This is a genomic window from Herbaspirillum sp. NPDC101397, assembly GCF_044767325.1.
Taxonomy (GTDB): Bacteria; Pseudomonadota; Gammaproteobacteria; order Burkholderiales; family Burkholderiaceae_D; genus Herbaspirillum.
Genome location: NZ_JBIWNS010000001.1, coordinates 719,266 through 743,888, shown reverse-complemented (window position 1 = coordinate 743,888; position 24,623 = coordinate 719,266). Strand labels below are relative to the sequence as shown.

Genomic DNA, 24,623 nt, shown 5'->3' with positions numbered 1-24,623 from the left:
CCTTTGACAGAAAGATGAAAAGTTTCGCTGAATAAAATTCGTGCAGGCGCAGACCGCTTACGAGAACAGCGCTGCTGCAGCAACCCCGCTGCGCACGGCGGCTTCCAGCGTTGCCGGATAGTCGCCGGCAACGTAGTCGCCGGCCAGCGCCAGGCCGGCGGGCATGCCGGTATTGTCCGGCCGCAGCAGTCCGGGTGTGCAGGAAAAGGTCGCGCGTTTTTCCGAGATGACTTTGCTCCACAGTGGCGTCTGCAGCAGAGGATTGCCCAGCTGGCGCGCCAGTTGTGTGGCAATGCCGTCGGTCATGGCAGCGTGACCCTCTGCAATGGCGTCGCCGGCGGCGCTGACCACGACCGCCAGCAAGCCGGCATCGGCGGCAACGCCGTTGAGCTGGCCGCGATCAAACACGAATTGCCCCCAGGCGGCAAGCCCGGCATCGTCGGTCAATGCGAAGAAGGGTTGTTCCAGTCTGACCACCGCCGGGTATTGCAGATAGCAGGTGGTGATCGGTTCGTAGGCGAACGCGCGCAGCGTGGTCGTGTCGCACAGGCCGTCGAGCAGATTGGCGGCGGCTTCCGGCGCGGTGGCAATGACCACGCCGTCGAATGATTGCGCGTCGGCATCTTGTTTGAAAGCGACGTTCCATCGTCCCGGCGTCGATGCCGAGATGGAGGCAACGGCCTGGCCGCAGGTCACGCTGCCGCCGCGGCTTTCCACAAAAGCGGCCGCCTGCTGTGGAAACAACGCGGTCAAATCGGTGCGCGGAATCAGCATGTCGGAGGCGGCGCGGCGTGCGCCCAGGCTGTCGCGCAGCACGTTCAGGAATATCTGCGCCGAAGCGCGCTGCGGCGGCGTGTTGAGCGCGGCGATGCACAGCGGCGTCCACATCAGGCGATTGAGCCGGTCGGTCTGGTCGAAACGGTCCAGCAATTCAGCGACGGAACAATCCTCGTGCAACTGCCAGCCCATCCAGCGCGCCGTGGTCGAGAAGCGCGCCAGCGCCAGCTTGTCCTCGCGCGCCAGTCCGGTGGCGCGGAACAAGGCGAGCAGCATGTGCCACGGCGCCGGCAGCCGCGGCGCGACGAAATCCATGCCGTCGGTGCCGGCCGGATAGCGCATCTGCAAAGGCAGGCGCAGCATCGCGCGTTCGGCGTCGATGCCGACGGTTTTCATGAGAGAGAGGGTGGAGCGGTAGGCGCCGAGCAGGATGTGCTGGCCGTTGTCGAGCGTGCGGCCGTCGACGTCTACGCGGCGTGCGCGGCCGCCGAGGGTGCGACCGGCTTCGAACAGGCTGACGCGTTTGCCTGCTTTGGCGAGGATGACGGCAGCGGCGCATCCGGCCCAGCCGCCGCCGATGACGGCGATGTGATCACTGCTTTTGTTCTCAGGGAATGTTCCCATTCTTGATCCGGTCCGGTAATTCCCGCTGCTGCACTTCTTCCCATGCCGTTACCTGGCCGGCGGAAGACACGTACAGCCGCAGGTAAGTGTCGAGCGACAATTGCTTGGTCGCCGTGAAGGTCAGCGTCTTCTGTGCGCCGCTTTCGCCGACGGCCAGCAACCTGTATTCATAGTATTGCCTGACGTAGGCGCCCGGCAGGATCTTCTTGCCCGGGTCGACCACGTAGACATAGAACTCGTCCTTGCCGACGCGCTTGAGCAACTCGTTGAAGCCCGGGCTCATCAATACGCAGGCGGCGAAGGCGACACCGGCGAGCAGCGATAGTACGTAAATGCGTTTCATGCTTCGGTCCGTCAATTTCGGAAAGTGAATTGACGTCCCGACCGCGCTAAAGTTCAGCCGCGAATATAGGTTTTCCAGGCCAGCCAGAGCTTGCGTATCGGCGTGAGCGAAATGCGCTGATTCAGCACGTGAAAGCCGTCGCGCTCGATTTCAGTGAGCAGCGTGCGGTAAATTGCCGACATCATCAGACCGGGACGTTGTGCACGACGGTCTTCTTTTGGCAGTAATGCGAACGCCTCATCGTAAACACGTTGAGCACGCTCCACCTGGAATCGCATCAGCTTCTCGAAATTTTCGCTGTGACGTGCATTCAGGATGTCGGCGGCAGTGACGTTGAATTGCTGCAATTCGTTGACCGGCAAATAAATGCGACCCTTGCGTCCGTCTTCGCCGACGTCGCGGATGATGTTGGTGAGCTGGAACGCCAGGCCGAGCTTTTCGGCGAACAGTAGCGTGCCGCCCTGGGTCACGCCGAAGATGCTGGCCGACAGGATGCCGACCACGCCGGCGACATGCCAGCAGTAACGCTGCAAGCCGGGGTAGTCGAGGTAGCGGGTCTGGTCCAGGTCCATTTCCATGCCGTCAATGATGGCCTGCAGATGCTCGCCCTTGAGGCCGTAGGTCGCCACGTGCGGCTGCAGCGCCAGCGTCACCGGATGGCTGGGGTTGCCGTTGAGCATGGAGGCGATTTCCTTGCGCCACCACATCAGCTTGGTGCGCGCCACGCCGGCATCCTCGATTTCATCCACGGTGTCGTCGACTTCGCGGCAGAACGCGTACAGCGCGGTAATGGCACGGCGGCGTTCCGGCGGCAGGAACAAAAAGCTGTAGTAGAAGCTGGAGCCGCTTTGGGCGGCTTTTTGCTGGCAATATTCGTCAGGAGACATGGGGTGGGATGAGGTAAAAAAGCGGGCGCCGCGAGGTCGCCGTCATGCAAGAAGCCGCTATGCTAGCCGACTAGGGGGCCGAGGGCAATCTGCTTCGCGTTCCGACATGGGTGCGCACCTTCGTAATTGCAGTGAAAGCTGGTTGCAGCAGCAGACGTTGTACATTAAGCTGAGGGCAACGAGGCATGACTGAGGACCGGCGGCAAGTTCGACGGGAACTGCAGAAAATCATGCCGATGCTGTTGATAAAAACACAAAACGACAGACGCATTGCGCGACTGGGGTGAGCAATCAAGGCGAGGAGACCATTTCTTCATGAACAGACTGGAAGCTTTCAGAAGCATTGCAGTGCAGGCCGGACGGGGCGAGCTGGTGTTCCCGACCAACGTCAATGCATCGATCAAACTGCAGCAGGCCCTCAACGATCCGAATTGCCACCTCGAGGCGGCGTCGAAACTGGTGATGGCCGAGCCCTTGCTGTCGGCGCGTACCGTGGCGATTGCCAATTCGGCTGCCTACAACCGTTCCGGCGGTGAAATCAACAACGTACGAACGGCCGTCATGCGGTTGGGGTTCAAGACCCTCAACGCCATCACGACGGCAGTCATCGTGCGCCAGCTCGGCCGCAATATTTCGGACCCCGAGATGCGCGTCAAGGCGGCGCAGCTGTGGGAGCACACCGCCAACGTTGCGGCTTTGGCGCAAGTCATTGCGCTGAAGATGACACGTCTCGATCCGGAGACCGCCATGTTCGCCGGCATCGTGCATGAAGTCGGCGGCTTCTATCTGCTCTCGCGCACCGATGAATTCCCCGGCCTGCTCGATGGCAACGCCGAAGACTGGGCGGAATACGGCGAAAAGATGATCGGTCGCGCCGTGCTCAAGAAGCTCGGCATTCCCGAAGCCGTGGTGGCTGCGGTCGAATCGCTGTGGCACGGCATCCGCGTGCTGCCGCCGGAAACGCTGGGCGATGTGCTGCTGCTGGCCAAGGAGTTGTCGCCGGTGCCGTCGCCGTTCCAGAAGAGCGTGCTTGAGGCTGGTCGCCAATCCGACACCATCGTTGATGAATACATGGGCGATGATTCGCTGCGCGACGTGCTGGAAGATTCCGCCGACGAAATCCGTTCGCTGACTTCGGCGCTGCTGATCTGACGCGACGTTTCGGAAGCAAAAAAGGCAGCCCTGAAACGGCTGCCTTTTTTATTGCGCGAAATGAATCGCAAATACGTCACAAATGAGTCGCATCAGGCGCTGCGCAGCAGACGCATCTTGAAGTTGCGGCCCTTGATGTTGCCTGCCTCAAGCTTCGCGCAGGCCTTCTCGGCGATGCGATGGTCGAGCGCGACATAGGTCGAGAATTCAAACACGTTGATCTTGCCGACCTGTTCCTTGCTCAGGCCGACGTCGCCGGTGAGCGCGCCCAGCAGGTCGCCCGGACGCAGCTTGTCCTTCTTGCCGCCCTGGATGCAGAGCGTACGCATTGGTGCGCGCAAGACCTTGTCTTCGTTGGTGTCGAGCGCGGCGAGGTCGAACCATTGGACCGGCGCGTGCTGGTATTCCTCGATCAGCTTGACCCAGCGCTTTTCGTTCGGGGTGCACAGGTTCAGCGCGAGTCCGCGCTCCTGGCCGCGACCGGTGCGGCCGATGCGGTGGATGTGTACCTCGGTGTCGCGCGTGACGTCGACGTTGACGACCGCGCTCAGGTTGGCGATGTCGAGGCCGCGTGCCGCCACGTCGGTCGCCACCAGCACCGAGCAGCTCTGGTTGGCGAACTGCACCAGGATTTCATCGCGCTCGCGCTGTTCCAGATCGCCGTACAGGGCGAGTGCGCTGAAGCCTTGAGCGCGCAATTCATCGGCCAGTTCGCGGCAATGGATCTTGGTGTTGCAGAAAGCCAGCGTCGACACCGGTTGATAATGCTGAAGCAGGCGCGCTACGGCGAAGTTGCGCTGTTCCGCCGAGACTTCAAAGAAGCGCTGCTCGATCTTGTCGCCGTCATGGCGGGCCTCGACCTTGATCTCTTCCGGGTCGCGCAGGAAGCGTGCGCTGGCCTTGCGGATGTCATCGGGATACGTGGCCGAGAACAGCAGCGTCTGGCGTCGCGCCGGGCAGGCGCTGACGATGCCCTCGATGTCTTCGTAAAAGCCCATGTCGACCATGCGATCGGCTTCGTCCAGCACCAGCGTCTGCACGGTCGACAGATTGATGGTGCCGCGGCCAATGTGATCGCGGATGCGGCCGGGGGTGCCGACCACGATATGGGTGCCGTGTTCAAGTGAAGCGATTTGCGGGCGCATTGCAGTGCCGCCGCACAGTGTCAGGATCTTGATGTTTTCCGTGAAGCGCGCCAGGCGGCGCAACTCGTTCGAGACTTGGTCGGCCAGTTCGCGCGTGGGACAAACCACCAGGCCCTGGATCGCGAAATAGCTGGGATTGAGCTTGTGCAAAATGCCGATGCCGAACGCCGCCGTCTTGCCGCTGCCGGTCTTGGCCTGCGCAATCAGGTCGCGTCCCTCGAGCGCCGCCGGCAGGCTGGCGGCCTGGATCGTGGTCATCTCGTGATAACCGAGCTGCTCGAGATTGGCGAGCATCGCCGGCGTCAACGGCAGGCTGGAAAAGGAAGATGAGGTCATGATCGGAGCAATCGAATGGGAGAGGTTCAGTCTAACAGGGCGTGGTCGGCGACTGTGCGACAACGCGGGTGTAAAAGCGAGCGCGCAAAACAAAAAGCCTTTGACGTCTAAACGCCAAGGGCTTTGATATGCCTGCTGATTCATTTTTTGGAAACTGGTTGCGGGGGCAGGATTTGAACCTACGACCTTCGGGTTATGAGCCCGACGAGCTGCCAGACTGCTCCACCCCGCGTCTGAGGGACCGAATTCTACAGAGCATCGTTTTGAATAGCAAGAAATCATTTCCGCAGAGGGATAAATAAGCGCTGAACGTGGACGCAGGCGCGCGCCGCGCATACACTGCGCGCTTGATGAACGATCAGATGGACGAAGGCGAGGGCGAGCAATGAGCAAGATGACTTATGAAGAATACCTGGACGAAGTGACGACGCTGATCACTGAGCTGTATGACGTCGCCGATCCTGATGCGATCAAACTGGTGGTGCAGGCGCAGGCCGCCGAGTTCTTCGTCGCGCACGACGATAACGAAAATTTGCGCACCGAGGAGCGAGCGCTGCAGGATGCGCGCACGATCTATAAACAGAGCCGGAAGAAGCGTTGAAGCAAGCGCTTTAACAATAAGTTTCAAATGCTTGAGAACCATCCTGAGTTTTTACCTTCTACTACACGTGCCCCTCGCAAAGCCAGACTGGAAGCGGTGTCCGGCGGTGTCTGACAGACATCGTGAATATGTCGGAGATTCGCTGTCAGTCGTTGTGATGCGACGGATTCATTTAACCAAGTAAAGGAGATTCACTCATGAAAACACGTCAGTTCATCATTGCAGCGGCAATGCTTGCCGTCACAGGCGGCGCCATGGCGCAACAAGCCAGCACCACTGAAGCAACATCTCCCGGCGTGACCGTTCCTGCATCGGCAGCCAACGGTGTCTCCAATGATCCGTATGTGCAAAAGCGTCAATCCGACGCCGACGCCAAGGCGGAATACAAGACACAGAAGAAGTCCATCAAGCAGCAAGCCAAGGCTGACAAGAAGGCCGCCAAGGCTGACCTGAAGGCGGAGAAGAAGGAAGCCACCGCCGAGCGTAATGCCCAGCTGGCTCAACCGCAGCCGAAGACCGACAAGACTCCGTAATCGTGCTTTAGCGTTTTCTGCTGCTTGACGAATGCCGCGACGCATGACCTGCGTTGTCGGCAATAAAAAAGCCTCTTCGATGAAGAGGCTTTTTTTCGTCCACACGACAGCGCGCCGTATCACATCGTCAACGCGCGCCACAGCACCAGCAGCCAATCGCGTTTGCCCAGTTTCGGCCGGCGCGTGAAGATGTCGCCCTCGGCTTGCTCCAGGCGTTCGAGGATACGCAGGCCGCCTTGCACCACCATACGCAACTCCCAGCCGATCCGTCCCGGCAAGCGGCGCGCCAGCGGTGCGCCTGACAGCATCATGGCGCGCGCGCGGTTGATCTCGAACTGCAGCAACGCCTGCCAAGACGGGCCGGCATTGGCTGAAGCGATGTCTTGCTCACTCACGCCAAAACGTCCCAGGTCTTCCAGCGGCAGGTAAATGCGCTGCTTTTGCCAGTCAATGGCGACGTCCTGCCAGAAGTTGATCAGTTGCAGCGCCGAGCAGATGGCGTCGGAGTCGCGCAGGTTTTCCGGCGTGGCGGCGTCATACAGATGCAGCATCAGCGTGCCGACCGGATTTGCCGAGCGGCGGCAGTAATCCAGCAATGCATCGAAATTCTGATAACGCGTCGTCACCACGTCCTGTCTGAAGGCCGACAGCAGATCGCGAAACGGCGCCAGCGGTAAGCGGTACGCGCGGATGACGTCGGCCAGCGCCGCAAACATCGGATCGGTGATGGGGCGGCTCGCGTCTATATCGTCAAGCGTCTGGTCGTATGCGGCCAGCGCGGCCAGCCGTTGCGGCGGCGTGGCGTCGCCTTCGTCGGCGATGTCGTCGGCGCTGCGGGCGAAGGCGTAGATTGCCTTGACGGCAGGGCGCAGACGCGCGGGAAGCAGTACCGAAGCGACAGGGAAGTTTTCGTAGTGGTCAACGGCCATGCCAGTGAAATATCCAATAAAAACGATGAAAACCCGATATATATCCAAACGGCGGGCCCGCGATTATAATTACTAACCGCAAAGTCAGTAAGTTGCTCGCATCACCATCCGCTTGTCTCAAGTCCGTAAAAAGCCGTCTACTCCTGCCGCAGCGGCGTCGCTCTAGGCGTCGCGCCGTCCGGTGCGCGTCGGCCTGTGTAATTTCTGCCCGAATAGTAAAGGAAAAACGTGATTGCTCCGACTTCCGTGCCCACTCCTGTGCGAGCGTTGACCCGACCGGCATCGGGCCGTCGTCGATTGCAGCAAGCCGTCGCGCTCTGTCTGGCTGTCTCCGCGCTGGCCGCGTGTTCAAAAAAGGTGGAAAAGGTCGAGGAAATCCGCCCCGTCAGGGCCATCGTCATCGCCGCCGGTAATGCCGATGTCGTGGCCGAGTTCCCGGGCGAAGTACGGGCGCGGGTGGAGTCTCGGCTCGGATTCCGGGTGGGCGGCAAGATCGTGGCGCGCAAGGTCGATGTAGGCAGCATCGTGCGACGCGGCCAGGTGCTGATGCAGCTCGATCCGCAAGATCTGCAACTGGCGCAACGCCAGGCCGATGCGGCGATGAAGTCGGCGCTGAGCAATCGCGATCTGGCCTCCGCTGAACTCAAGCGTTATCAGGAACTGCGCGACAAGAACTTCGTGAGTCAGGCAACCCTCGATTCCAAGCAGACTGCCTATCAGTCGGCATTGTCGGGCTACGACCAGGCCGTGGCGTCGCTGCGCAATCAATCGAATCAGACCGGCTATGCCGTATTGACGGCGGACGTTGACGGCGTGGTCACGGCGGTCGATGCCGAGGCCGGCCAGGTGGTTGCCGCCGGCACGCCCGTGGTCAGCGTGGCGCAGGCCGGCGACAAGGACGTGGTCATCGGTGTACCGGAAGACAAGGTCGATGTCTTGCGTCGCAGCGCCGATGTGCGCGTGCGCCTGTGGGCCAATCCCAAGGACACGATCGTCGGCAAGATCCGCGAAGTCTCGCCGATCGCCGACGCCGCCACACGGACCTATACTTTCAAGGTGGCCTTGCCCGATTCCGCGAAAGAGGTGCGCTTGGGCATGACGGCTTACGTCGCGTTCGCCGGCAAGACGTCCGGCGACATGATCCGCCTGCCGTTGACGGCCTTGTATCCGGTCAACGGCAAGACTTCGGTATGGCTGGTGGAAAACGGCGCTGTGAAGGTGGTCCCGATACAACTCGGCGGGCAGAGCGGCAATGACGTGCTCATCGCCAGTGGCCTGGCGCCTGGACAGACTGTGGTGACGGCGGGCGTCAACCTGCTCAAGCCGGGGCAGAAGGTGAGGATCTTCGGCGCTGAGCCGCTTACCGGTGATACGCCTGATGCCAAGACACAGCAAGGAAGAAATCCATGAGCGACGCCGAAAAGGATGCGCCGCCTGCTGGCAAGGCTGGCATCGACGCGGCTGCCCAACCGCGCGGCTTCAACCTGTCGCGCTGGGCGCTGGAACATGTCCCGCTGATCCGCTATCTGATCGTGGTGCTGATCATCGGCGGCGTCATCGGTTACGGCAAGCTTGGGCAGGACGAAGATCCGCCGTTCACGTTCCGCGCCATGGTGGTCACCGCAAAGTGGCCCGGGGCGAGCGCCTTGCAGATGGCCAACCAGGTCACCGACAAGCTGGAAAAAAAGCTGCAGGAGACGCCCTACATCGACGTCATCCGCAGCTATTCCAAGCCGGGCGAAACGCTGATTCTGCTGCAATTGCGCGAATCGACGCCGCCCAAGGAAGTGCCGCCGACCTGGTACCAGGTGCGCAAGAAAATCAGCGACATCAAGCTGACCTTGCCGTCAACGGTGCAAGGGCCGTTCTTCAACGATGAATTCGGCGACACCTACGGCTCGATCTTCGCGCTTTCCGCCGACGGCTTCACCTATGCCGAGGTCAAGGACTACGCCGACTTCGTACGCCAGCAATTGCTGCGCGTGTCGTCGGTCGCGAAAGTGGAATTATTCGGTGTGCAGGACGAAAAAATTTACATCGAATTTTCGCAGAAGAAATTTTCGCAACTGGGCGTTCCTTTCGACACCATCGTCAACCAATTGGCTGCGCAGAATGCACTGGAGTCCACCGGCGTACTGGTGACGCCGGGCGACAATCTGCAGGTGCGCGTGAGCGGCGCCTTCCGCTCGCCCAAAGAGCTCGAGGAGATGCAACTGCGCGCCAACGGCACCACGTTCCGGCTCGGCGATTTCGCCGTGGTCAAGCGTGAATATGTCGATCCGCCGGTGACCAAGATGCGCTTCAACGGCAAAGAGGCGATCGGTCTCGGCGTGTCGATGGAGAAGGGAGGCGACATCATTGCGCTCGGCCGCAACCTCGACAAGATGTCCGCCGAATTGCGCACCAAGCTGCCGGTCGGCATCGAGCTGGAGCGCGTATCCGACCAGCCGAAGATCGTCGCCGATTCGGTTGGTGAATTCATCCATACGCTGGTCGAAGCGGTGCTGATCGTGCTTGCGGTGAGCTTCATTGCGCTCGGCCTGCACACCAAGCCGCTGCGCATCGACGTACGGCCGGGGCTGGTGGTGGCGCTGACGATTCCGCTGGTGCTGGCGGTGACCTTCCTGTTCATGCGCATCTTCGACATCGATCTGCACAAGATCTCGCTCGGCGCGCTGATCATCGCGCTCGGGCTGCTGGTGGACGACGCCATCATTGCGGTGGAAATGATGGTGCGCAAGATGGAAGAGGGCCTCTCGCGCTTCGATGCGGCCACCTTCGCCTACACTTCGACCGCGATCCCGATGCTGACCGGCACGCTGATCACGGCGGCGGGTTTCCTGCCGATCGGCCTGGCCAAATCGGCGGCGGGCGAGTACACGTTTTCGATGTTTTCCGTCAATGCGCTCGCCTTGCTGATTTCGTGGCTGGTGGCGGTGGTGTTCACGCCCTACATCGGTGTGCTGCTGCTCAAGGTCAAGCCGGCGGCCAATGCCGACGGCCATCATGAATTATTCGACACGCCGTTCTATTCGCGCTTCCGCAAGCTGGTGACCTGGTGCGTGGAATGGCGCAAGACCACCATCCTGCTGACCTTGGCGGCGTTCATGCTGGGCCTGCTCGGATTCCGCTTCATCGAACAGCAATTTTTCCCGGATTCCAGCCGGCCCGAACTGATGATCGAACTATGGCTGCCGGAAGGCTCCGCCTTCAAGGCAACCGAGGCGCAGGCGAAGAAGTTCGAAGCCTTCATCCGTAAGCAGGACGGTGTGGAAAGCGTGACCAGCTACGTCGGCACCGGCAGCCCGCGCTTCTATCTGCCGCTGGACCAGATTTTCCCGCAGACCAACGTGTCGCAGATCGTGGTGTTGCCGAAAGACCTGAAGACGCGCGAGTCCCTGCGCCTGAAAATCGTCGACGCCTTCAAGAACGATTTCCCCGGGGTGCGCGGCCGCGTCAAGCTGCTGCCGAGCGGACCTCCCGTGCCGTACGCTGTGCAGTTCCGCGTGACCGGCACTGAAGTAGACAAGGTGCGCACCATTGCCGACCAGGTCAAGGCGGTGATGAACCGCAATCCCAACGTGATCGGCCTCAACGACAACTGGAACGAATCGGTCAAGTCCTTGCGCATCGATCTCGATCAGGACAAATTGCGCGTGCTCGGCATAGGTTCGCAAACCGTCATGCGCACCGTCAACACCTTGCTGACCGGTACCGCCGTCGGCCAGTATCGCGAGAACGACAAGCTCATCGACATCCTGGTGCGCCAGCCGCTGGAAGAACGCGCCACCATCGACGCGCTCAATCAGGCCAACATCCCGACAGCGAGCGGCAAGAGCGTGCCGCTGGCGCAGGTCGCGCGCGTGAGTCTGGCATGGGAGCCGGGCGTGGTCTGGCGTGAAGACCGCGAATGGGCCATCACGGTGCAATCCGACGTCGCCGACGGCATCCAGGGGCCGACCGTGTCGAGCCAGATCAGTCCGCAACTCGACGCCATCCGCGCCCAGCTGCCGGCAGGTTACGCGATCGAACTGGCCGGCGCCGCAGCCGACAGCAGCAAGGCGCAGGATTCGATCGCCGCCAACGTTCCGCTGGTGATCTTCATCATCTTCACCTTGCTGATGCTGCAGCTGCATAGCTTCTCGCGCGCCATGCTGGTGTTCCTGACCGGCCCGCTGGGTGTGGCGGGCGCAGCGGTAGCCTTGCTGGTGCTGCATCGTCCGTTCGGCTTCGTGGCGCAACTCGGCGTGATCGCCTTGTTCGGCATGATCATCCGCAACTCGGTGATCCTGATCGACCAGATCGAGCACGACATCGCCGCCGGCGCCGCCCCATGGGACGCCATCGTCGAATCTGCGGTGCGGCGCTTCCGTCCCATCATCCTGACCGCGGCGGCGGCGGTGCTGGCGATGATCCCGCTGTCGCGCTCGGTCTTCTGGGGCCCGATGGCGGTAGCCATCATGGGCGGCCTGGTGGTGGCGACGGCGTTGACGCTGCTGTTCCTGCCGGCGGCGTACGCGGCGCTGTTCAGGGTCAAAAAGCCCTAGGAAATTTGCAGGGGGGACGGATAAAAAACGCAGACAGCCCGCCAAGCTTGCAGTAGAATAGCGGGCTGCATTAAAACTGCTACCTCATTGACAGGACCTGGTTCTCCGGCGTACACGCTGAAAAATCCAGCGCAAGCCGGTCAATGATTGCACCTTTCAGCGAGGGTGGCGAAATTGGTAGACGCACCAGGTTTAGGTCCTGACGCCAGCAATGGTGTAGGGGTTCGAGTCCCCTCCCTCGCACCAGTCATTCCCTTTGTTTTTCCGTTCGCCCGGCTCCGCAGCGCTGACTTGTTCGCGCAATGCGCCGGGCGATTTTCATTGGCAACGTGATGTTTATCCAACCGGGAGCAGGCATGCGCTATCAGCATTACAAGGGCGGCATTTACGAATTCCTGTACGAGGCGACTCTGGAGTCGGACCTGACGCCGATGGTGGTGTACCGTGCCGTCAACGGCACCGTCTGGATTCGCCCGCGCGAGGTGTTTCATGAAATGATCGAAGTCGACGGCAAGCGCGTGCCGCGTTTTGCGGCAGTGACAGACGCTGGTTAGGCCTCGGCCAAGCTTGCTGCGCAATTCAGGAAAATTCAGTCATTCTTCTATCGGGCAGGCCGCGCGATATCTGCTAATGTCGCAGCCTCGTCTTCACCTCCATAGCAAAGGAAAAATCATGCGCAAGCTTTCATGTCTGGCAGCGATCACGCTGTCCTTGTCGGCCGTCGTCATGCCTGCCGCGGCGCAGGAACTCGGCGACGTCAGCACGGCATTCCGCTGGCTCGGCAAGAACGATCGCATCGCGGTGGAAGCGTATGACGATCCGAAGGTGGTCGGCGTGACCTGCTACGTGTCGCGCGCACGCACCGGCGGCGTCAAGGGCACCGTCGGCCTGGCCGAGGACAAGGCCGAGGCCTCGATCGCCTGCCGCCAGGTGGCGGCGTCGATTTCCTTCAAGGGAACCGTACCGGTGCAGGAAGATGTATTTTCGGAGCGCATGTCGATCCTGTTCAAGCGCCTGCACATCGTGCGGCTGGTCGATGTGAAGCGCAACACCTTGGTATATTTGACGTATTCCGACAAGCTGATCGACGGTAGTCCGATGAATGCCATCACTGCCGTCCCCGTATCGACGTCCACTCCCATTCCAGTGAAATAAATCATGAAAACCATCCGGGCTCTCGCAGCCGAATTGCAGGCAGGGCAAACCACCAGCGTCAAACTGGTCGAACAGGCGCTGGAGCGCATCGTCGCTTATCGCGGGCAGGGCGGTGCCGCCTATGTCAGCGTCGACGCCGACCAGGCCCTGGCCGCTGCGCGCGCCAGCGATGCCACACGTGCCGCCGGCAATGTCCCGTCGCTGCTGGCAGGCTTGCCGGTGTCGATCAAGGATCTGTTCGACGTCCAGGGCCAGGTGACGGCTGCCGGTTCGAAGGCGCTGGCGGATGCGCCGGCGGCACAGGCCGATGCGCCCGCCGTGGCGCGTCTGCGGCATGCCGGCGCGGTCCTGCTGGGACGCACCAACATGAGCGAGTTCGCATTTTCCGGACTGGGCCTGAATCCGCATTACGGCACGCCGCGCAATCCGCTGGATAGTGCGCGCGTCAGCGGCGGTTCGACCTCGGGCGGCGCAGTCAGCGTGGCGGGCGACATGGCGGTGATGGCGCTGGGCACTGATACCGGCGGTTCGATCCGGATTCCTTCGGCGTTCTGCGGCCTGACAGGTTTCAAGCCGACTGCGCGACGCGTCAGCCTGGACGGTGCGGTGCCGTTGTCGACCACGCTGGATTCGGCCGGGCCGCTGACGCGCAGCGTCGATTGCTGTGTGATTGCGGACGCCATCCTGTCGGGCGAAACTCTGGTCACCGATGCCGTGCCGCTGGCCGGATTGCGTTTCGGTGTGACGGAAGATTTCGTCAACGATGGCATGGACGATACCGTGCGCGCTGCATTCGAAGCGGCGTTGTCGCGCCTGCAAAAGGCGGGCGCATTGATCCAGCGTTTTTCCTTCCCTGAATTGAAAGAACTGCCGTCGATCAATGCCGGCGGCGGCTTCAGCGCAGCGGAATCCTGGGCCTGGCATCGCAATTTGCTGGAACGCGCCGGCGACAAGTACGATCAGCGCGTGGCGGTGCGTATCCGCCGCGGCGCGCAGCAAAGCGCGGCCGATTACATCGATTTGCTGGCGGCGCGCCGGCGCATGATCGCCCAGGCCGAACGCCGTCTGGCGGTGTTCGACGCCTGGCTGATGCCGACTGTGCCGGTGGTGCCGCCGCTGTTGCAGCCTTTGCAAGACAGCGATGAAACCTTTTTCGCGACCAACGGGCTGGTATTGCGCAATCCCAGTGTGATCAATTTCCTTGACGGTTGCGCGCTGAATTTGCCTTGTCCGTCCGACAGTAAGTTGCCGGTTGGCATCAGCATTTGCGGCAACCGCGGCGCTGATGCCCGGGTGCTTGCCATCGGCCGTACGGTCGAGGCGCTTTTGCACGGCGGGCAAGGCTGAGCGGCGTCTTTGGCGGTTTTTATCAGCTCCGATTCGCCGTTTTGGCGCAAGGGCATCTTTTCCGTATAAAATAGCGGACTTTAGCGCGGCCGGGCAGGGCAAAAAGCGATGGTTTCCACGCTTGTTCTTTCCGGGCCGCACCACGGAATTTATTAATTTTTGGACGATTCACATGGCAACTGCAGTCGAAACTCTGAGCAAACTTGAGCGCCGTATCACCCTGACATTCCCCCTGGCCGACGTGCAGGCTGAAGTTGAAAAACGCCTGAAAGTGCGCGCGCGCACAGCCAAGGCGCCAGGCTTCCGTCCAGGCAAAGTGCCGATGAAGATGGTTGCCGCCCAGTTCGGCTACCAGGTCGAAACCGAAGTGCTGAACGACAAGGTCGGTCGCGCATTCAACGACATCGCCGTCGAAAACAACCTGCGCGTTGCCGGTTACCCGAAGATCGAGCCAAAGACCAGCGAAGGCGTTGCTGAAGGTTCGTTGGCGTTCGACGCCACATTTGAAATCTATCCTGAAGTCGTCCTCGGCGATCTGGCCTCGGCTGAAGTCGAGAAGACCACATCGGCTGTTTCCGACACTGAAATCGACAAGACCCTGGACATCCTGCGCAAGCAACGCGTGCACTACCACGTCAAGGGCGAGCAAGGCGCGCACGGCGACGGCGGCGAGCCTGTTGCACAAAATGGCGACCGCGCCACTGTCGACTTCGTCGGCAAGATCGACGGCGTTGAATTCCAGGGTGGCAAGGCTGACGCTTTCCCGTTCGTGTTGGGCGAAGGCCGCATGCTGCCGGAATTCGAAACAGCGACACTGGGCCTGAAGGTCGGCGAGTCGAAGACTTTCCCACTGGCTTTCCCTGCCGATTACCACGGCAAGGACGTGGCCGGCAAAACTGCAGAATTCACCATTACGCTGAAGCAACTGGAATGGGCGCATCTGCCGGAAGTCGACGCAGAATTCGCCAAGTCGCTGGGCATCGAAGACGGCGACCTGACCAAGATGCGCGAAGACATCAAGCGCAACCTGGAACGTGAAGTCGCCGCCCGCACCAAGGCCAAGACCAAGGACAGCGTCATGGACGCCCTGATCAAGGTCAGCGAGCTGGAAGTGCCGAAGGCATTGGTCGAGCAAGACATCGAACGCCTGATCGAAATGGCGCATCAGGACATGCAGCAACGCGGCATGGATCCAAAGGGCATGCAACTGCCGCGCGAATTGTTCACTGCACAAGCGGAACGTCGTGTTCGTCTGGGCCTGATCCTGGCTGAAGTCGTCAAGACCAACAAGCTGGAAGCCACCGAAGAACAAGTCAAGGCGCAAGTCGAAGATTTCGCACAAAGCTACGAAGACCCGCAACAAGTCCTGAAGTACTACTTCAGCGACCGTCGCCGTCTGGCTGAAGTCGAAGCCCTTGTTTTGGAAGAAAACGTCGTCAACTACGTGCTGGGTAAATCCAAAGTTTCCGAGAAACCGGTCGCGTTTGACGCCTTGATGGGCAACCAGCCGCAAGCGTAATCCGACCTTCCCGGGTAACATCTGAGAAGACTACGACGCATAAGGAATGCACATGACAGGTTTGATTAGGCAGTCTGCACTGGATACAGAAATGCTCGGCATGGTGCCGATGGTGATCGAGCAAAGCGGTCGCGGTGAGCGTGCGTACGATATTTATTCGCGTTTGCTGAAAGAGCGCATCATTTTCCTGGTTGGTCCGGTCAATGATGCGACCGCCAATCTGGTGGTGGCGCAGCTGCTGTTCCTGGAGAGCGAAAATCCTGACAAGGATATCTCGCTGTACATCAACTCCCCGGGCGGTTCGGTCTCGGCCGGCATGGCGATTTTCGACACGATGCAATTCATCAAGCCGGACGTCTCCACGCTGTGCACGGGCCTGGCAGCCTCGATGGGCGCTTTCCTGCTCGCCGCCGGCGCCAAGGGCAAGCGTTTTTCGTTGCCGAACTCGCGCATCATGATTCACCAGCCTCTGGGCGGTGCGCAAGGCCAGGCGTCGGACATCGAAATCCAGGCACGCGAAATCCTGTACCTGCGTGAACGTCTGAACGCCATCCTCGCTGAAAAGACCGGTCGCACCATTGATCAGATCAGCAAGGACACCGATCGTGACAACTTCATGTCGGCGGAAGCCGCTGCGGAGTATGGCCTGATCGACCAGGTGCTGGAAAAGCGCGCGTAGTTCGGATTTGTCGCATGTGTGTCGCCGATTCGGCGTCGCATTGCTGCATTTCAAGAAAACAAGAAAATGCCCGGACTACGGTCCGGGCATTTTTCTTTTGCAGCGCATCATCGTACAACTCTGTCAACGCGCGCTGTCAATGCGGCGATTAGGGACGGATTTCCGTCTCATTGCTTTTTTTGTCTGCGATCCCATATGGAGTACTCTGGAAGCTCGTTTTTACCGGCTTCCAAATATGGCGATTCCGTGACGAATCATGAAATCGCAGGTATGATCAAGCCGAACTCTATTCACATTTGCCCTATATGTCCGAGAAAAAATCTTCCAGTGGCGAAAAGCTGCTTTATTGCTCGTTTTGCGGCAAAAGCCAGCATGAAGTCAAAAAACTGATCGCAGGTCCGTCGGTCTTCATTTGCGACGAGTGCATCGATCTTTGCAATGACATCATTCGCGACGAAGCTTCCAGCGTTGAGTCTGTCGCCGGTGCAAAATCCGACCTGCCGACGCCGCAGGAAATTTCCGAATTGCTCGACCAGTACGTGATCGGTCAGCAGACTGCCAAGCGCATTCTGTCGGTTGCTGTCTACAACCACTACAAGCGCCTGAAGCATCTCGGCAAGAAGGATGACGTCGAACTCGCCAAGAGCAACATCCTGCTGGTTGGTCCGACCGGTTCCGGCAAGACCTTGCTGGCGCAGACGCTGGCGCGCATGCTCAACGTGCCGTTCGTGATCGCCGATGCGACCACGCTGACCGAAGCCGGCTATGTCGGTGAAGACGTTGAGAACATCATTCAGAAGCTGCTGCAGAACTGCAACTACGAAGTCGAGAAGGCCCAGAGGGGCATCGTCTACATCGATGAAATCGACAAGATCTCGCGCAAGTCCGACAATCCGTCAATTACCCGCGACGTGTCCGGCGAAGGTGTGCAGCAGGCGCTGCTGAAGCTGATCGAAGGCACCATGGCGTCGGTGCCTCCGCAAGGCGGCCGCAAGCATCCGAACCAGGATTTTGTGCAGATCGACACGACCAACATCATGTTCATCTGCGGCGGCGCTTTCGACGGCCTGACCAAGATTATTTCCGAGCGTTCGGAGAAGAGCGGCATCGGTTTCGGCGCCAACGTCAAGAGTCAGACCCAAAAGACCGCCAGCGAAGTGTTGCTGCACGCGGAGCCGGACGATCTGGTCAAGTTCGGCCTGATCCCTGAACTGGTCGGCCGTTTGCCAGTGATCGCCGCGCTCAACGAATTGAACGAAGACGCACTGATTCAGATTTTGCTGGAGCCGAAGAATGCGCTGATCAAGCAGTATTCCAAGCTGCTGCAAATGGAAGGCGCGGAACTCGAGATTCGCCCGGCCGCGTTGCAGGCGATCGCCAAGAAAGCATTGGCCCGCAAGACCGGCGCGCGTGGCCTGCGCTCCATCCTTGAACACGCTCTGCTGGATGTGATGTACGAACTGCCAAGCCAGCAAAACGTCGCCAAGGTGGTGATTGACGAAAACACCATCACCAACGGCGCCAAGCCTTTGCTGATCTACCACGAGCAGCCCAAGGTTTCGGGCGCTTGATCCTCCTGTGAAACGGGCTCCGGCGACAAAAATCGCCGGCCCGATTCGCCTGGACTAAAAGCGGTACAATAAACCGCAGACATCACTCAGGCTTCCATCGTAAAGCCACCCGAGGGCGACTTCGTGTGTGGCTTTTTTTGTTTCAGATTTCATTGTTTGTTTGGCATTTTCTGTTTTTAGCAACCGCAGCACTTACCTGGTTTTACCCGAAAGTTGTCGTGTTTTTATTTCAATCTGGGCTTGTGTTTTAACAGCTCGCGCCAACATCACTAACAGTAACTTTTGATAAGGCTCGCCATGACGACTTCTACTCTCACAGAACAAACGCAATTGCCTCTGTTGCCGTTGCGGGATGTTGTTGTCTTCCCGCATATGGTGATCCCATTATTCGTCGGACGCCCCAAGTCGATCAAGGCCCTGGAAGCCGCGATGGAGCAGGGCAAGAGCATCATGCTTGCCGCTCAGAAAGCCGCCGCCAAGGATGAGCCGTCGGCTGATGACATTTACGAAATCGGCTGCGTCGCCAACATTTTGCAAATGCTGAAGTTGCCCGACGGCACCGTCAAGGTCCTGGTCGAAGGCGCACAGCGCGCGCGCATCCATCACATCAGCGAGCTGGACACGCATTTCGTCGCCGATCTGACGCCGGTCGAATCCGAACTGGGCGACGAGGCTGAAGTCGAAGCCATGCGCCGCACCATCGTTCAGCAGTTCGACCAGTACGTCAAACTTAACAAGAAGATCCCGCCCGAGATCCTGAGCTCGCTGGCCGGCATCGATGACGCCGGCCGTCTGGCCGACACCATCGCTGCGCATCTGCCGCTCAAGCTCGAGCAAAAACAGGTGATCCTGGAAATCTTCAATGTCGCCAAGCGCCATGAGCATCTGCTCGGCCAGCTGGAAGGCGAACTGGACATCCTGCAGGTTGAAAAGCGCATCCGCGGCCGCGTCAAGCGCCAGATGGAAAAGTCGCAGCGCGAGTACTACCTGAACGAACAGGTCAAGGCCATCCAGAAGGAACTGGGCGAAGGCGAAGACGGCGCCGATCTGGAAGAGCTGGAGAAGAAGATTCTCTCCGCCAAGATGCCGAAGGAAGCGCTGGAAAAGGCGCAATCCGAACTCCGCAAGCTCAAGCTGATGTCGCCGATGTCGGCCGAAGCCACGGTCGTGCGCAACTACATCGACACGCTGGTCGGTTTGCCATGGAAGAAGAAGTCCAAGGTCAACAACGACTTGCCGAATGCAGAGAAAGTCCTTGAAGGCGACCATTACGGCCTCGACAAGGTCAAGGAACGCATCCTGGAATACCTCGCCGTGCAACAGCGCGTCGACAAGCTGAAAGCGCCGATCCTGTGCTTCGTCGGTCCTCCGGGCGTGGGTAAGACCTCGCTGGGTCAATCGATCGCCCGTGCGACCAACCGCAAGTTCGTGCGCATGGCGCTCGGCGGTGTACGCGACGAAGCCGAGATCCGCGGCCATCGCCGTACGTACATCGGCTCCATGCCAGGCAAGATTCTGCAAAGCCTGTCCAAGGTCGGCGTGCGCAATCCATTATTCCTGCTCGACGAAATCGACAAGCTGGGCATGGATTTCCGCGGCGATCCATCGTCGGCGCTGTTGGAAGTGCTGGATCCGGAACAGAACCACACCTTCTCCGATCACTACATCGAAGTCGATTTCGACTTGTCGGATGTAATGTTCGTGGCGACGTCGAACTCCTTCAACATCCCGCCGGCGCTGCTGGACCGGATGGAAGTGATTCGCCTGTCGGGTTACACCGAAGATGAAAAGACCAGCATCGCACAACGTTACCTCCTGCCGAAACAGATCAAGAACAATGGTCTGAAAGAGGGCGAGATCAGTGTGGCAGAGTCGGCGCTGCGCGACATCATCCGCTACTACACCCGTGAAGCCGGCGTACGTTCGCTGGAACGCGAAGTGTCGAAGATCTGCCGCAAGGTCGTGAAGATGCTGCTGCTGAAGAAGCAGGAAAAGAAGGTCACCGTGACTTCGCGCAACCTGGACAAATTCCTCGGCGTGCGTCGTTTCGACTTCGGTATCGCCGAGAAGGAAAATCAAGTTGGTCAAGTCGTCGGCTTGGCATGGACCGAAGTGGGCGGCGATCTGCTGACCATCGAAGCCGTGACGATGCCGGGCAAGGGCGGCGTGATCCGCACCGGCACCTTGGGCGACGTGATGAAGGAATCGATTGAAGCGGCGCGCACCGTCGTCCGCAGTCGCGCCAGCAAGCTCGGCATCAAGAGCGAAGTGTTCGAGAAGCGTGACATCCATATTCACGTTCCCGAAGGCGCGACGCCGAAAGACGGTCCATCGGCAGGTATTGCGATGACCACGGCGATGGTGTCGGTGTTCACCGGTATCCCGGTTCGCGCCGATGTGGCGATGACTGGCGAGATCACCTTGCGCGGCGAAGTATTGCCGATCGGCGGTCTGAAGGAAAAACTGCTGGCGGCGCATCGCGGCGGCATCAAGACGGTCCTGATCCCTGAGCAAAACGTCAAGGATCTGACTGAGATTCCCGATAACGTGAAGAACAAGTTGGAAATCGTGCCGGTGCGCTGGATCGACAAGGTCCTGGAAATCGCGCTGGAGAGCCAGCCGGTTCCGTTGACCGAAGAGGAAGCCGCAGTGGTTGCAGTCGCACCGAAGGAATCGAACGATCCCAACGTCGTGAAGCACTGAGGTAATTCGTGCGGCGGCCTCACGGTCGCCAGTGATGAAAAGGCGCTCTCCGGAGCGCCTTTTTTTATGCATCGCCACATCAACACAGACAGTCGTTAATAAAAAGATAAACGTTTTACATCATTTCGAAAGCGGCGTTTCAGGAACCGGATGAAACCCCGGTAAACCGCTTGACACAAGGATTTGCGGCTTGTTTAATACCTTCTGCAGATTTTTCTGCTGGGTCCGTGATGCTTGTTTGGCTTCACCGAATCGAAGTCGCAGGCGTCACGAAATGAAGCTTTGTTCAATCTTTAGTCTGGAGGGGCGTAAGTGAATAAAACCGAATTGATCGATCATATTGCGAAGCAGGCCGACATCTCGAAAGCGGCATCGGCGCGTGCGCTGGAAGCCGTGATCGGCGCAGTGAAAACCACGTTGAAGAAAAACGGTTCCGTGACTCTTGTTGGTTTCGGCACCTTCTCTGTCGGCAAGCGCGCCGCACGCACGGGCCGCAACCCGCGCACCGGGGCCGCAATCAAGATCAAGGCTGCCAAAGTGCCAAAATTTAAACCTGGCAAAGGTTTGAAAGATGCGCTAAACTAGCGGTCTTTCGTCGTTGACAGACGATAAAAGACTGTTTGGGGTTAAGGTGCGGGTGCTTAGCTCAGTTGGTAGAGCAGCGCCCTTACAAGGCGCGGGTCGGGAGTTCGAGCCTCTCAGCACCCACCAAATCTCAAGTGGTCAGCAACGATTTAGGAGTGGTAGTTCAGTTGGTTAGAATACCGGCCTGTCACGCCGGGGGTCGCGGGTTCGAGTCCCGTCCACTCCGCCAGACAACAAACGCCCGCGCAAGCGGGCGTTTTTGCGTTTACCCCATGATTCGCAGCGCGAATCCCGAATTAAAAGCGGAGTGGAGGGAGCCGCCTGCGCGGCTCCCGGCGGGGCGAGAAGGGAATCGCTTGCAAGCGATTCAGCGGCCTGCAGCATGTAGGAGAGTCCCGTCCACTCCGCCAGACAACAAACGCCCGCGCAAGCGGGCGTTTTTGCGTTCATGTCTTTTTTCATTTTCACTGAGCAAAAAGCTCAGCTTCAACAAAAACGCCTGCCGGGAAATCGGGCAGGCGTTTTTGTTTGTATTCCACGTCAAATCAATAAGTCAGCGTAACTGTCACTGTGTCCGTATAGACGCCGGCCAAAGGTGTCTGGGCGCTGGCGATACGGCCGTAGACCGTGAGATTCTGGATCAGACCGTTGCCGGTACCGGCTTGTGTATCCGTGCCGATGGTCGAGCCCCAGTTGTTGGTGCGGCCCGAATCGCGATACAGCGCGTAGTTCAATGTGCCGCCCAGGGTTCCGCTCAGTTTGCGCACGCTGGTGGTGGCGCCGGTGCCGGCGCCTGCATCCAGGCCGATGGTGTAAGACGTGCCGTTGGTGCAAACCACGGCGATGTTGCCGGTCTGGTCGATCTGGGTGCTGGTGTAGTTGCCGAAAGCGATGGTGGAGCCGACCACGGCGCAGGCGGACAGGACGGTAGCGGTGTTGATCAGCGAACCGGTAGCTGTCGAAGCGGCGAGGACTGGCGCGCTGGAAGCCATGACGGCAGCGGCGAGGGTGACAGCGATGATGCGATTTTTCTTGGTTGTGAACATGGTGGTTTCCCCTAAGTCGGCCCCGTATTCTTGCCCTTGCAAGAATTTCTGATTCGCCGGGTACAACTGCACTTTATATTTCCAACATACTCGAGAGTATCGGGAGTTTCCTGAATCGTGCTTTAAATACATCAGGAGATTCCTGATCCCAGATTCTGTTGACTGGATCGCCTTGAAGCCACGGCAAGCAGTTCTGCCAAGCTTAGTAAGTCAGCGTCACCGTCACCGTGTCCGTATAGACGCCGGCCAAAGGTGTCTGGGCGGAAGCAATACGACCGTAGACGGTCAGGTTTTGCAGCAAACCGTTGCCGGTGCCGGCTTGTGTATCCGTCCCGATGGTCGAGCCCCAGTTGCTGGTGCGGCCGGAATCGCGATACAGCGCGTAGTTCAGTGTGCCGCCCAGGGAGCCGCTCAGCTTGCGTACGCTGGTAGTGGCACCAGTGCCGGCGCCTGCATCCAGGCCGATAGTGTAGGACGTGCCGTTGGTGCACAAGACGGCAAGGTTGCCAGTCTGGTCCACTTGGGTGCTGGTGTAGTTGCCGAAAGCAATGGTGGAGCCGACCACGGTGCAGGATGCCAGCACAGTCGCAGTATTGATCAGTGAGCCGGTGGCAGTCGAAGCAGCCAGGACAGGTGCGCTGGAAGCCATGACGGCGGCGGCGAGAGTGGCGGCGATGATGCGATTCTTGTTCGATGCAAACATGGTGAGTTCTCCTGATTCCCGGGATGGCTTCCACGTCCCATTACGTGGATTGCGATGTCGTCGGGCACAGGTGAACTTTACGTTTTTGAGGGGGCTTTCAAAATCAGGGGAATCCTGATTCTCTTGTTTTTTATGTCAGGAAATTCCCCATAGGCGAGCGAGACCGTGGCTGCAACGCCTGCAGCCGGCCGCTCAAGTGTGTACCGCCGGGAGCGGTCAATATGTCAGCGTAATCGTCACGGTGTCGCTGTAGACACCGCTCTGCGGCGTTTGCCCGCTGGGGATGCGGCCGTAGACGGTCAGGTTTTGCACGATGCCGTTGCCGCTGCCCGATTGGGTGTCGGTGCCGGCGGTCGAGCCCCAGTTGCTGGTGCGGCCTGAATCGCGGTACAAACTGTAATTGAGCGAGCCGCCAAGTGATCCCGTCAGCTTGCGAACCGCAATGGTGGCTCCGCTGCCCGCGCCGGCATCCAGGCCGACGCTGTAGGAAATGCCGTTGGTGCACACCACGGCAATCGAGCCGGTCTGGTCGACTTGCGTGGAACTGTAATTGCCGAATGCAATGGCCGAGCCGACCACCGTACAGGAGGCCAGCACAGCGGCCGAGGAATTCACACCGCTGGTGTTGTTTGCCTGCGCCGCCATGGGCGAGCCGGCCGCGAGCATCACGATGGACGCGGCGGCGCAGAGCCTGCGGGCACGATCTTGTTGTGCGAAAAACATGGTTTTCTCCCTATCCCGTCCTCTGCGCTCTCCTCTGTGAAGAGCTCCCCTGCAGCGGCGGGCGCCAGTGAACATCTGTATCAATCGGCGCTACGGCATCTTCGATGCGTTCAGCGCAAGACGGCTTGCAATCGGCCTGGAGCAGCGACAAGTCGCCACAGGCCGGTTGCACGCCGGGAAATTTTTAGTAGGTCAGGGTAACGGTGACGGTGTCCGTATAGACGCCGGCCAAAGGTGTCTGGGCGGAAGCAATACGACCGTAGACGGTCAGGTTTTGCAGCAATCCGCTGCCGGTGCCGGCTTGTGTGTCGGTCCCGATGGTCGAGCCCCAGTTGCTGGTGCGGCCGGAATCGCGGTACAGCGCGTAGTTCAGGTTGCCGCCCAGGGAGCCAGTCATTTTACGCACGCTCGTAGTGGCACCGGTGCCGGCGCCTGCATCCAGGCCGATGGTGTAAGAGGTGCCGTTGGTGCACAGAACGGCGATGTTGCCGGTCTGGTCAACTTGTGTGCTGGTGTAGTTGCCGAAAGCGATGGTCGATCCGACCACGGTGCAGGAGGCCAGCACTGTCGCAGTCACGACCAGCGATCCGGTCGATGTGGCGGCGTAGACCGGTGCGCCGGAAGTCATGACGGCGACGGCGAGTGTGGCGGCGATGATGCGGTTTTTGTTGATGTTGAACATGGCGTTTTCTCCTGATCGGCGGTCTCACATCCTTGT

General features: G+C 59.7%; 22 protein-coding genes and 4 tRNA genes. 16 read left to right on the top strand and 10 right to left on the bottom strand.

Annotation, left to right across the window (positions count from 1 at the left end; all coding sequences use genetic code 11):
* Positions 1-57: 57 nt before the first annotated feature.
* Genes hpnE through hpnD form a run of 3 tightly spaced genes read right to left on the bottom strand, consistent with a single transcriptional unit; the run spans position 58 to position 2,631 of the window.
* A complete protein-coding gene (gene hpnE, locus ACIROW_RS03265; protein WP_402271836.1) occupies positions 58-1,401 on the bottom strand; it encodes a hydroxysqualene dehydroxylase HpnE in 1,344 nt (447 codons plus the stop codon).
* Positions 1,385-1,744, bottom strand: a complete 360-nt coding sequence (locus ACIROW_RS03260) for a YxeA family protein (protein ID WP_402271834.1) — start codon at positions 1,742-1,744, stop codon at positions 1,385-1,387. Before ACIROW_RS03260 ends, hpnE begins: the two co-directional genes overlap by 17 nt.
* A 53-nt stretch (positions 1,745-1,797) precedes the next feature.
* Positions 1,798-2,631, bottom strand: a complete 834-nt coding sequence (hpnD, locus tag ACIROW_RS03255; RefSeq protein WP_016832581.1) for a presqualene diphosphate synthase HpnD — start codon at positions 2,629-2,631, stop codon at positions 1,798-1,800.
* 315 nt (positions 2,632-2,946) lie between these two features.
* Here hpnD and ACIROW_RS03250 point away from each other — a divergent pair, with 315 nt between their 5' ends.
* Positions 2,947-3,783, top strand: a complete 837-nt coding sequence (locus ACIROW_RS03250) for an HDOD domain-containing protein (RefSeq protein WP_402271833.1) — start codon at positions 2,947-2,949, stop codon at positions 3,781-3,783.
* 92 nt (positions 3,784-3,875) lie between these two features.
* Here ACIROW_RS03250 and dbpA read toward each other — a convergent pair whose 3' ends face one another.
* Both dbpA and ACIROW_RS03240 read right to left on the bottom strand, forming a co-directional pair.
* Positions 3,876-5,264 (bottom strand): ATP-dependent RNA helicase DbpA, encoded by a 1,389-nt coding sequence (gene dbpA, locus ACIROW_RS03245; protein ID WP_402271831.1) that lies wholly within the window; start codon positions 5,262-5,264, stop codon positions 3,876-3,878.
* A 155-nt stretch (positions 5,265-5,419) separates the two neighbouring features.
* Positions 5,420-5,496 (bottom strand) — tRNA-Met (locus ACIROW_RS03240).
* Positions 5,497-5,658: 162 nt separating this feature from the next.
* Here ACIROW_RS03240 and ACIROW_RS03235 point away from each other — a divergent pair.
* Positions 5,659-5,865, top strand: a complete 207-nt coding sequence (locus ACIROW_RS03235) for a hypothetical protein (protein ID WP_265214140.1) — start codon at positions 5,659-5,661, stop codon at positions 5,863-5,865.
* Positions 5,866-6,062: 197 nt separating this feature from the next.
* Positions 6,063-6,398, top strand: a complete 336-nt coding sequence (locus tag ACIROW_RS03230; protein WP_402271829.1) for a hypothetical protein — start codon at positions 6,063-6,065, stop codon at positions 6,396-6,398.
* A 119-nt stretch (positions 6,399-6,517) separates the two neighbouring features.
* Here ACIROW_RS03230 and hpnC read toward each other — a convergent pair whose 3' ends face one another.
* Positions 6,518-7,327, bottom strand: a complete 810-nt coding sequence (gene hpnC, locus ACIROW_RS03225) for a squalene synthase HpnC (RefSeq protein WP_402271828.1) — start codon at positions 7,325-7,327, stop codon at positions 6,518-6,520.
* 228 nt (positions 7,328-7,555) lie between these two features.
* On the opposite strand from hpnC, the gene ACIROW_RS03220 reads away from it, so the two are divergent.
* The 13 genes from ACIROW_RS03220 to ACIROW_RS03160 all read left to right on the top strand — a co-directional run bounded on the left by ACIROW_RS03220 (position 7,556) and on the right by ACIROW_RS03160 (position 21,662).
* Positions 7,556-8,737, top strand: a complete 1,182-nt coding sequence (locus tag ACIROW_RS03220) for an efflux RND transporter periplasmic adaptor subunit (RefSeq protein ID WP_402271826.1) — start codon at positions 7,556-7,558, stop codon at positions 8,735-8,737.
* A complete protein-coding gene (locus ACIROW_RS03215) occupies positions 8,734-11,874 on the top strand; it encodes an efflux RND transporter permease subunit (RefSeq protein ID WP_402271824.1) in 3,141 nt (1,046 codons plus the stop codon). Before ACIROW_RS03220 ends, ACIROW_RS03215 begins: the two co-directional genes overlap by 4 nt.
* A gap of 159 nt (positions 11,875-12,033) precedes the next feature.
* A tRNA-Leu gene (locus ACIROW_RS03210) sits at positions 12,034-12,120 on the top strand.
* Positions 12,121-12,230: 110 nt separating this feature from the next.
* Positions 12,231-12,428 (top strand): DUF1653 domain-containing protein, encoded by a 198-nt coding sequence (locus ACIROW_RS03205; RefSeq protein ID WP_402271822.1) that lies wholly within the window; start codon positions 12,231-12,233, stop codon positions 12,426-12,428.
* A gap of 118 nt (positions 12,429-12,546) precedes the next feature.
* A complete protein-coding gene (locus ACIROW_RS03200) occupies positions 12,547-13,029 on the top strand; it encodes a CreA family protein (protein WP_402271820.1) in 483 nt (160 codons plus the stop codon).
* 3 nt (positions 13,030-13,032) lie between these two features.
* Positions 13,033-14,376, top strand: a complete 1,344-nt coding sequence (locus tag ACIROW_RS03195) for an amidase (RefSeq protein WP_402271817.1) — start codon at positions 13,033-13,035, stop codon at positions 14,374-14,376.
* A gap of 172 nt (positions 14,377-14,548) precedes the next feature.
* The gene (gene tig / locus ACIROW_RS03190; protein WP_402271816.1) at positions 14,549-15,895 is read left to right on the top strand and encodes a trigger factor; all 1,347 of its coding nucleotides are present in this window, start codon (positions 14,549-14,551) and stop codon (positions 15,893-15,895) included.
* 52 nt (positions 15,896-15,947) lie between these two features.
* Entirely contained in the window at positions 15,948-16,574 is a 627-nt protein-coding gene (gene clpP / locus ACIROW_RS03185; protein WP_402271814.1) for an ATP-dependent Clp endopeptidase proteolytic subunit ClpP, read from the top strand.
* 305 nt (positions 16,575-16,879) lie between these two features.
* Complete coding sequence (gene clpX, locus ACIROW_RS03180; RefSeq protein WP_402271812.1) at positions 16,880-18,145, top strand: ATP-dependent Clp protease ATP-binding subunit ClpX; 1,266 nt, start codon at positions 16,880-16,882, stop codon at positions 18,143-18,145.
* A gap of 297 nt (positions 18,146-18,442) precedes the next feature.
* Positions 18,443-20,848: an endopeptidase La gene (lon, locus tag ACIROW_RS03175; RefSeq protein ID WP_402271810.1), complete on the top strand. Its 2,406-nt coding sequence runs from the start codon at positions 18,443-18,445 to the stop codon at positions 20,846-20,848.
* Between the two features lie 312 nt (positions 20,849-21,160).
* Positions 21,161-21,433, top strand: a complete 273-nt coding sequence (locus ACIROW_RS03170; protein WP_402271808.1) for an HU family DNA-binding protein — start codon at positions 21,161-21,163, stop codon at positions 21,431-21,433.
* Positions 21,434-21,483: 50 nt separating this feature from the next.
* Positions 21,484-21,559, top strand: a tRNA-Val gene (locus ACIROW_RS03165).
* A 26-nt stretch (positions 21,560-21,585) separates the two neighbouring features.
* Positions 21,586-21,662: transfer RNA gene (locus tag ACIROW_RS03160), tRNA-Asp, on the top strand.
* 316 nt (positions 21,663-21,978) lie between these two features.
* Here ACIROW_RS03160 and ACIROW_RS03155 read toward each other — a convergent pair.
* The 4 genes from ACIROW_RS03155 to ACIROW_RS03140 all read right to left on the bottom strand — a co-directional run bounded on the left by ACIROW_RS03155 (position 21,979) and on the right by ACIROW_RS03140 (position 24,587).
* Entirely contained in the window at positions 21,979-22,479 is a 501-nt protein-coding gene (locus tag ACIROW_RS03155) for a spore coat U domain-containing protein (RefSeq protein WP_402271806.1), read from the bottom strand.
* 202 nt (positions 22,480-22,681) lie between these two features.
* Positions 22,682-23,182, bottom strand: a complete 501-nt coding sequence (locus ACIROW_RS03150; RefSeq protein WP_116432621.1) for a spore coat U domain-containing protein — start codon at positions 23,180-23,182, stop codon at positions 22,682-22,684.
* 216 nt (positions 23,183-23,398) lie between these two features.
* The gene (locus ACIROW_RS03145) at positions 23,399-23,905 is read right to left on the bottom strand and encodes a spore coat U domain-containing protein (protein ID WP_402271804.1); all 507 of its coding nucleotides are present in this window, start codon (positions 23,903-23,905) and stop codon (positions 23,399-23,401) included.
* Positions 23,906-24,089: 184 nt separating this feature from the next.
* Positions 24,090-24,587: a spore coat U domain-containing protein gene (locus tag ACIROW_RS03140; RefSeq protein WP_402271802.1), complete on the bottom strand. Its 498-nt coding sequence runs from the start codon at positions 24,585-24,587 to the stop codon at positions 24,090-24,092.
* Between the last annotated feature and the right edge of the window lie 36 nt (positions 24,588-24,623).

Coding starts and splice junctions, on each gene's coding strand:
- hpnE (WP_402271836.1), bottom strand. CDS start 1,401: ATGGGAACATTCCCTGAGAACAAAAGCAGTGATCACATCGCCGTCATC.
- ACIROW_RS03260 (WP_402271834.1), bottom strand. CDS start 1,744: ATGAAACGCATTTACGTACTATCGCTGCTCGCCGGTGTCGCCTTCGCC.
- hpnD (WP_016832581.1), bottom strand. CDS start 2,631: ATGTCTCCTGACGAATATTGCCAGCAAAAAGCCGCCCAAAGCGGCTCC.
- ACIROW_RS03250 (WP_402271833.1), top strand. CDS start 2,947: ATGAACAGACTGGAAGCTTTCAGAAGCATTGCAGTGCAGGCCGGACGG.
- dbpA (WP_402271831.1), bottom strand. CDS start 5,264: ATGACCTCATCTTCCTTTTCCAGCCTGCCGTTGACGCCGGCGATGCTC.
- ACIROW_RS03235 (WP_265214140.1), top strand. CDS start 5,659: ATGACTTATGAAGAATACCTGGACGAAGTGACGACGCTGATCACTGAG.
- ACIROW_RS03230 (WP_402271829.1), top strand. CDS start 6,063: ATGAAAACACGTCAGTTCATCATTGCAGCGGCAATGCTTGCCGTCACA.
- hpnC (WP_402271828.1), bottom strand. CDS start 7,327: ATGGCCGTTGACCACTACGAAAACTTCCCTGTCGCTTCGGTACTGCTT.
- ACIROW_RS03215 (WP_402271824.1), top strand. CDS start 8,734: ATGAGCGACGCCGAAAAGGATGCGCCGCCTGCTGGCAAGGCTGGCATC.
- ACIROW_RS03205 (WP_402271822.1), top strand. CDS start 12,231: ATGCGCTATCAGCATTACAAGGGCGGCATTTACGAATTCCTGTACGAG.
- ACIROW_RS03200 (WP_402271820.1), top strand. CDS start 12,547: ATGCGCAAGCTTTCATGTCTGGCAGCGATCACGCTGTCCTTGTCGGCC.
- ACIROW_RS03195 (WP_402271817.1), top strand. CDS start 13,033: ATGAAAACCATCCGGGCTCTCGCAGCCGAATTGCAGGCAGGGCAAACC.
- tig (WP_402271816.1), top strand. CDS start 14,549: ATGGCAACTGCAGTCGAAACTCTGAGCAAACTTGAGCGCCGTATCACC.
- clpP (WP_402271814.1), top strand. CDS start 15,948: ATGACAGGTTTGATTAGGCAGTCTGCACTGGATACAGAAATGCTCGGC.
- clpX (WP_402271812.1), top strand. CDS start 16,880: ATGTCCGAGAAAAAATCTTCCAGTGGCGAAAAGCTGCTTTATTGCTCG.
- lon (WP_402271810.1), top strand. CDS start 18,443: ATGACGACTTCTACTCTCACAGAACAAACGCAATTGCCTCTGTTGCCG.
- ACIROW_RS03155 (WP_402271806.1), bottom strand. CDS start 22,479: ATGTTCACAACCAAGAAAAATCGCATCATCGCTGTCACCCTCGCCGCT.
- ACIROW_RS03150 (WP_116432621.1), bottom strand. CDS start 23,182: ATGTTTGCATCGAACAAGAATCGCATCATCGCCGCCACTCTCGCCGCC.
- ACIROW_RS03145 (WP_402271804.1), bottom strand. CDS start 23,905: ATGTTTTTCGCACAACAAGATCGTGCCCGCAGGCTCTGCGCCGCCGCG.
- ACIROW_RS03140 (WP_402271802.1), bottom strand. CDS start 24,587: ATGTTCAACATCAACAAAAACCGCATCATCGCCGCCACACTCGCCGTC.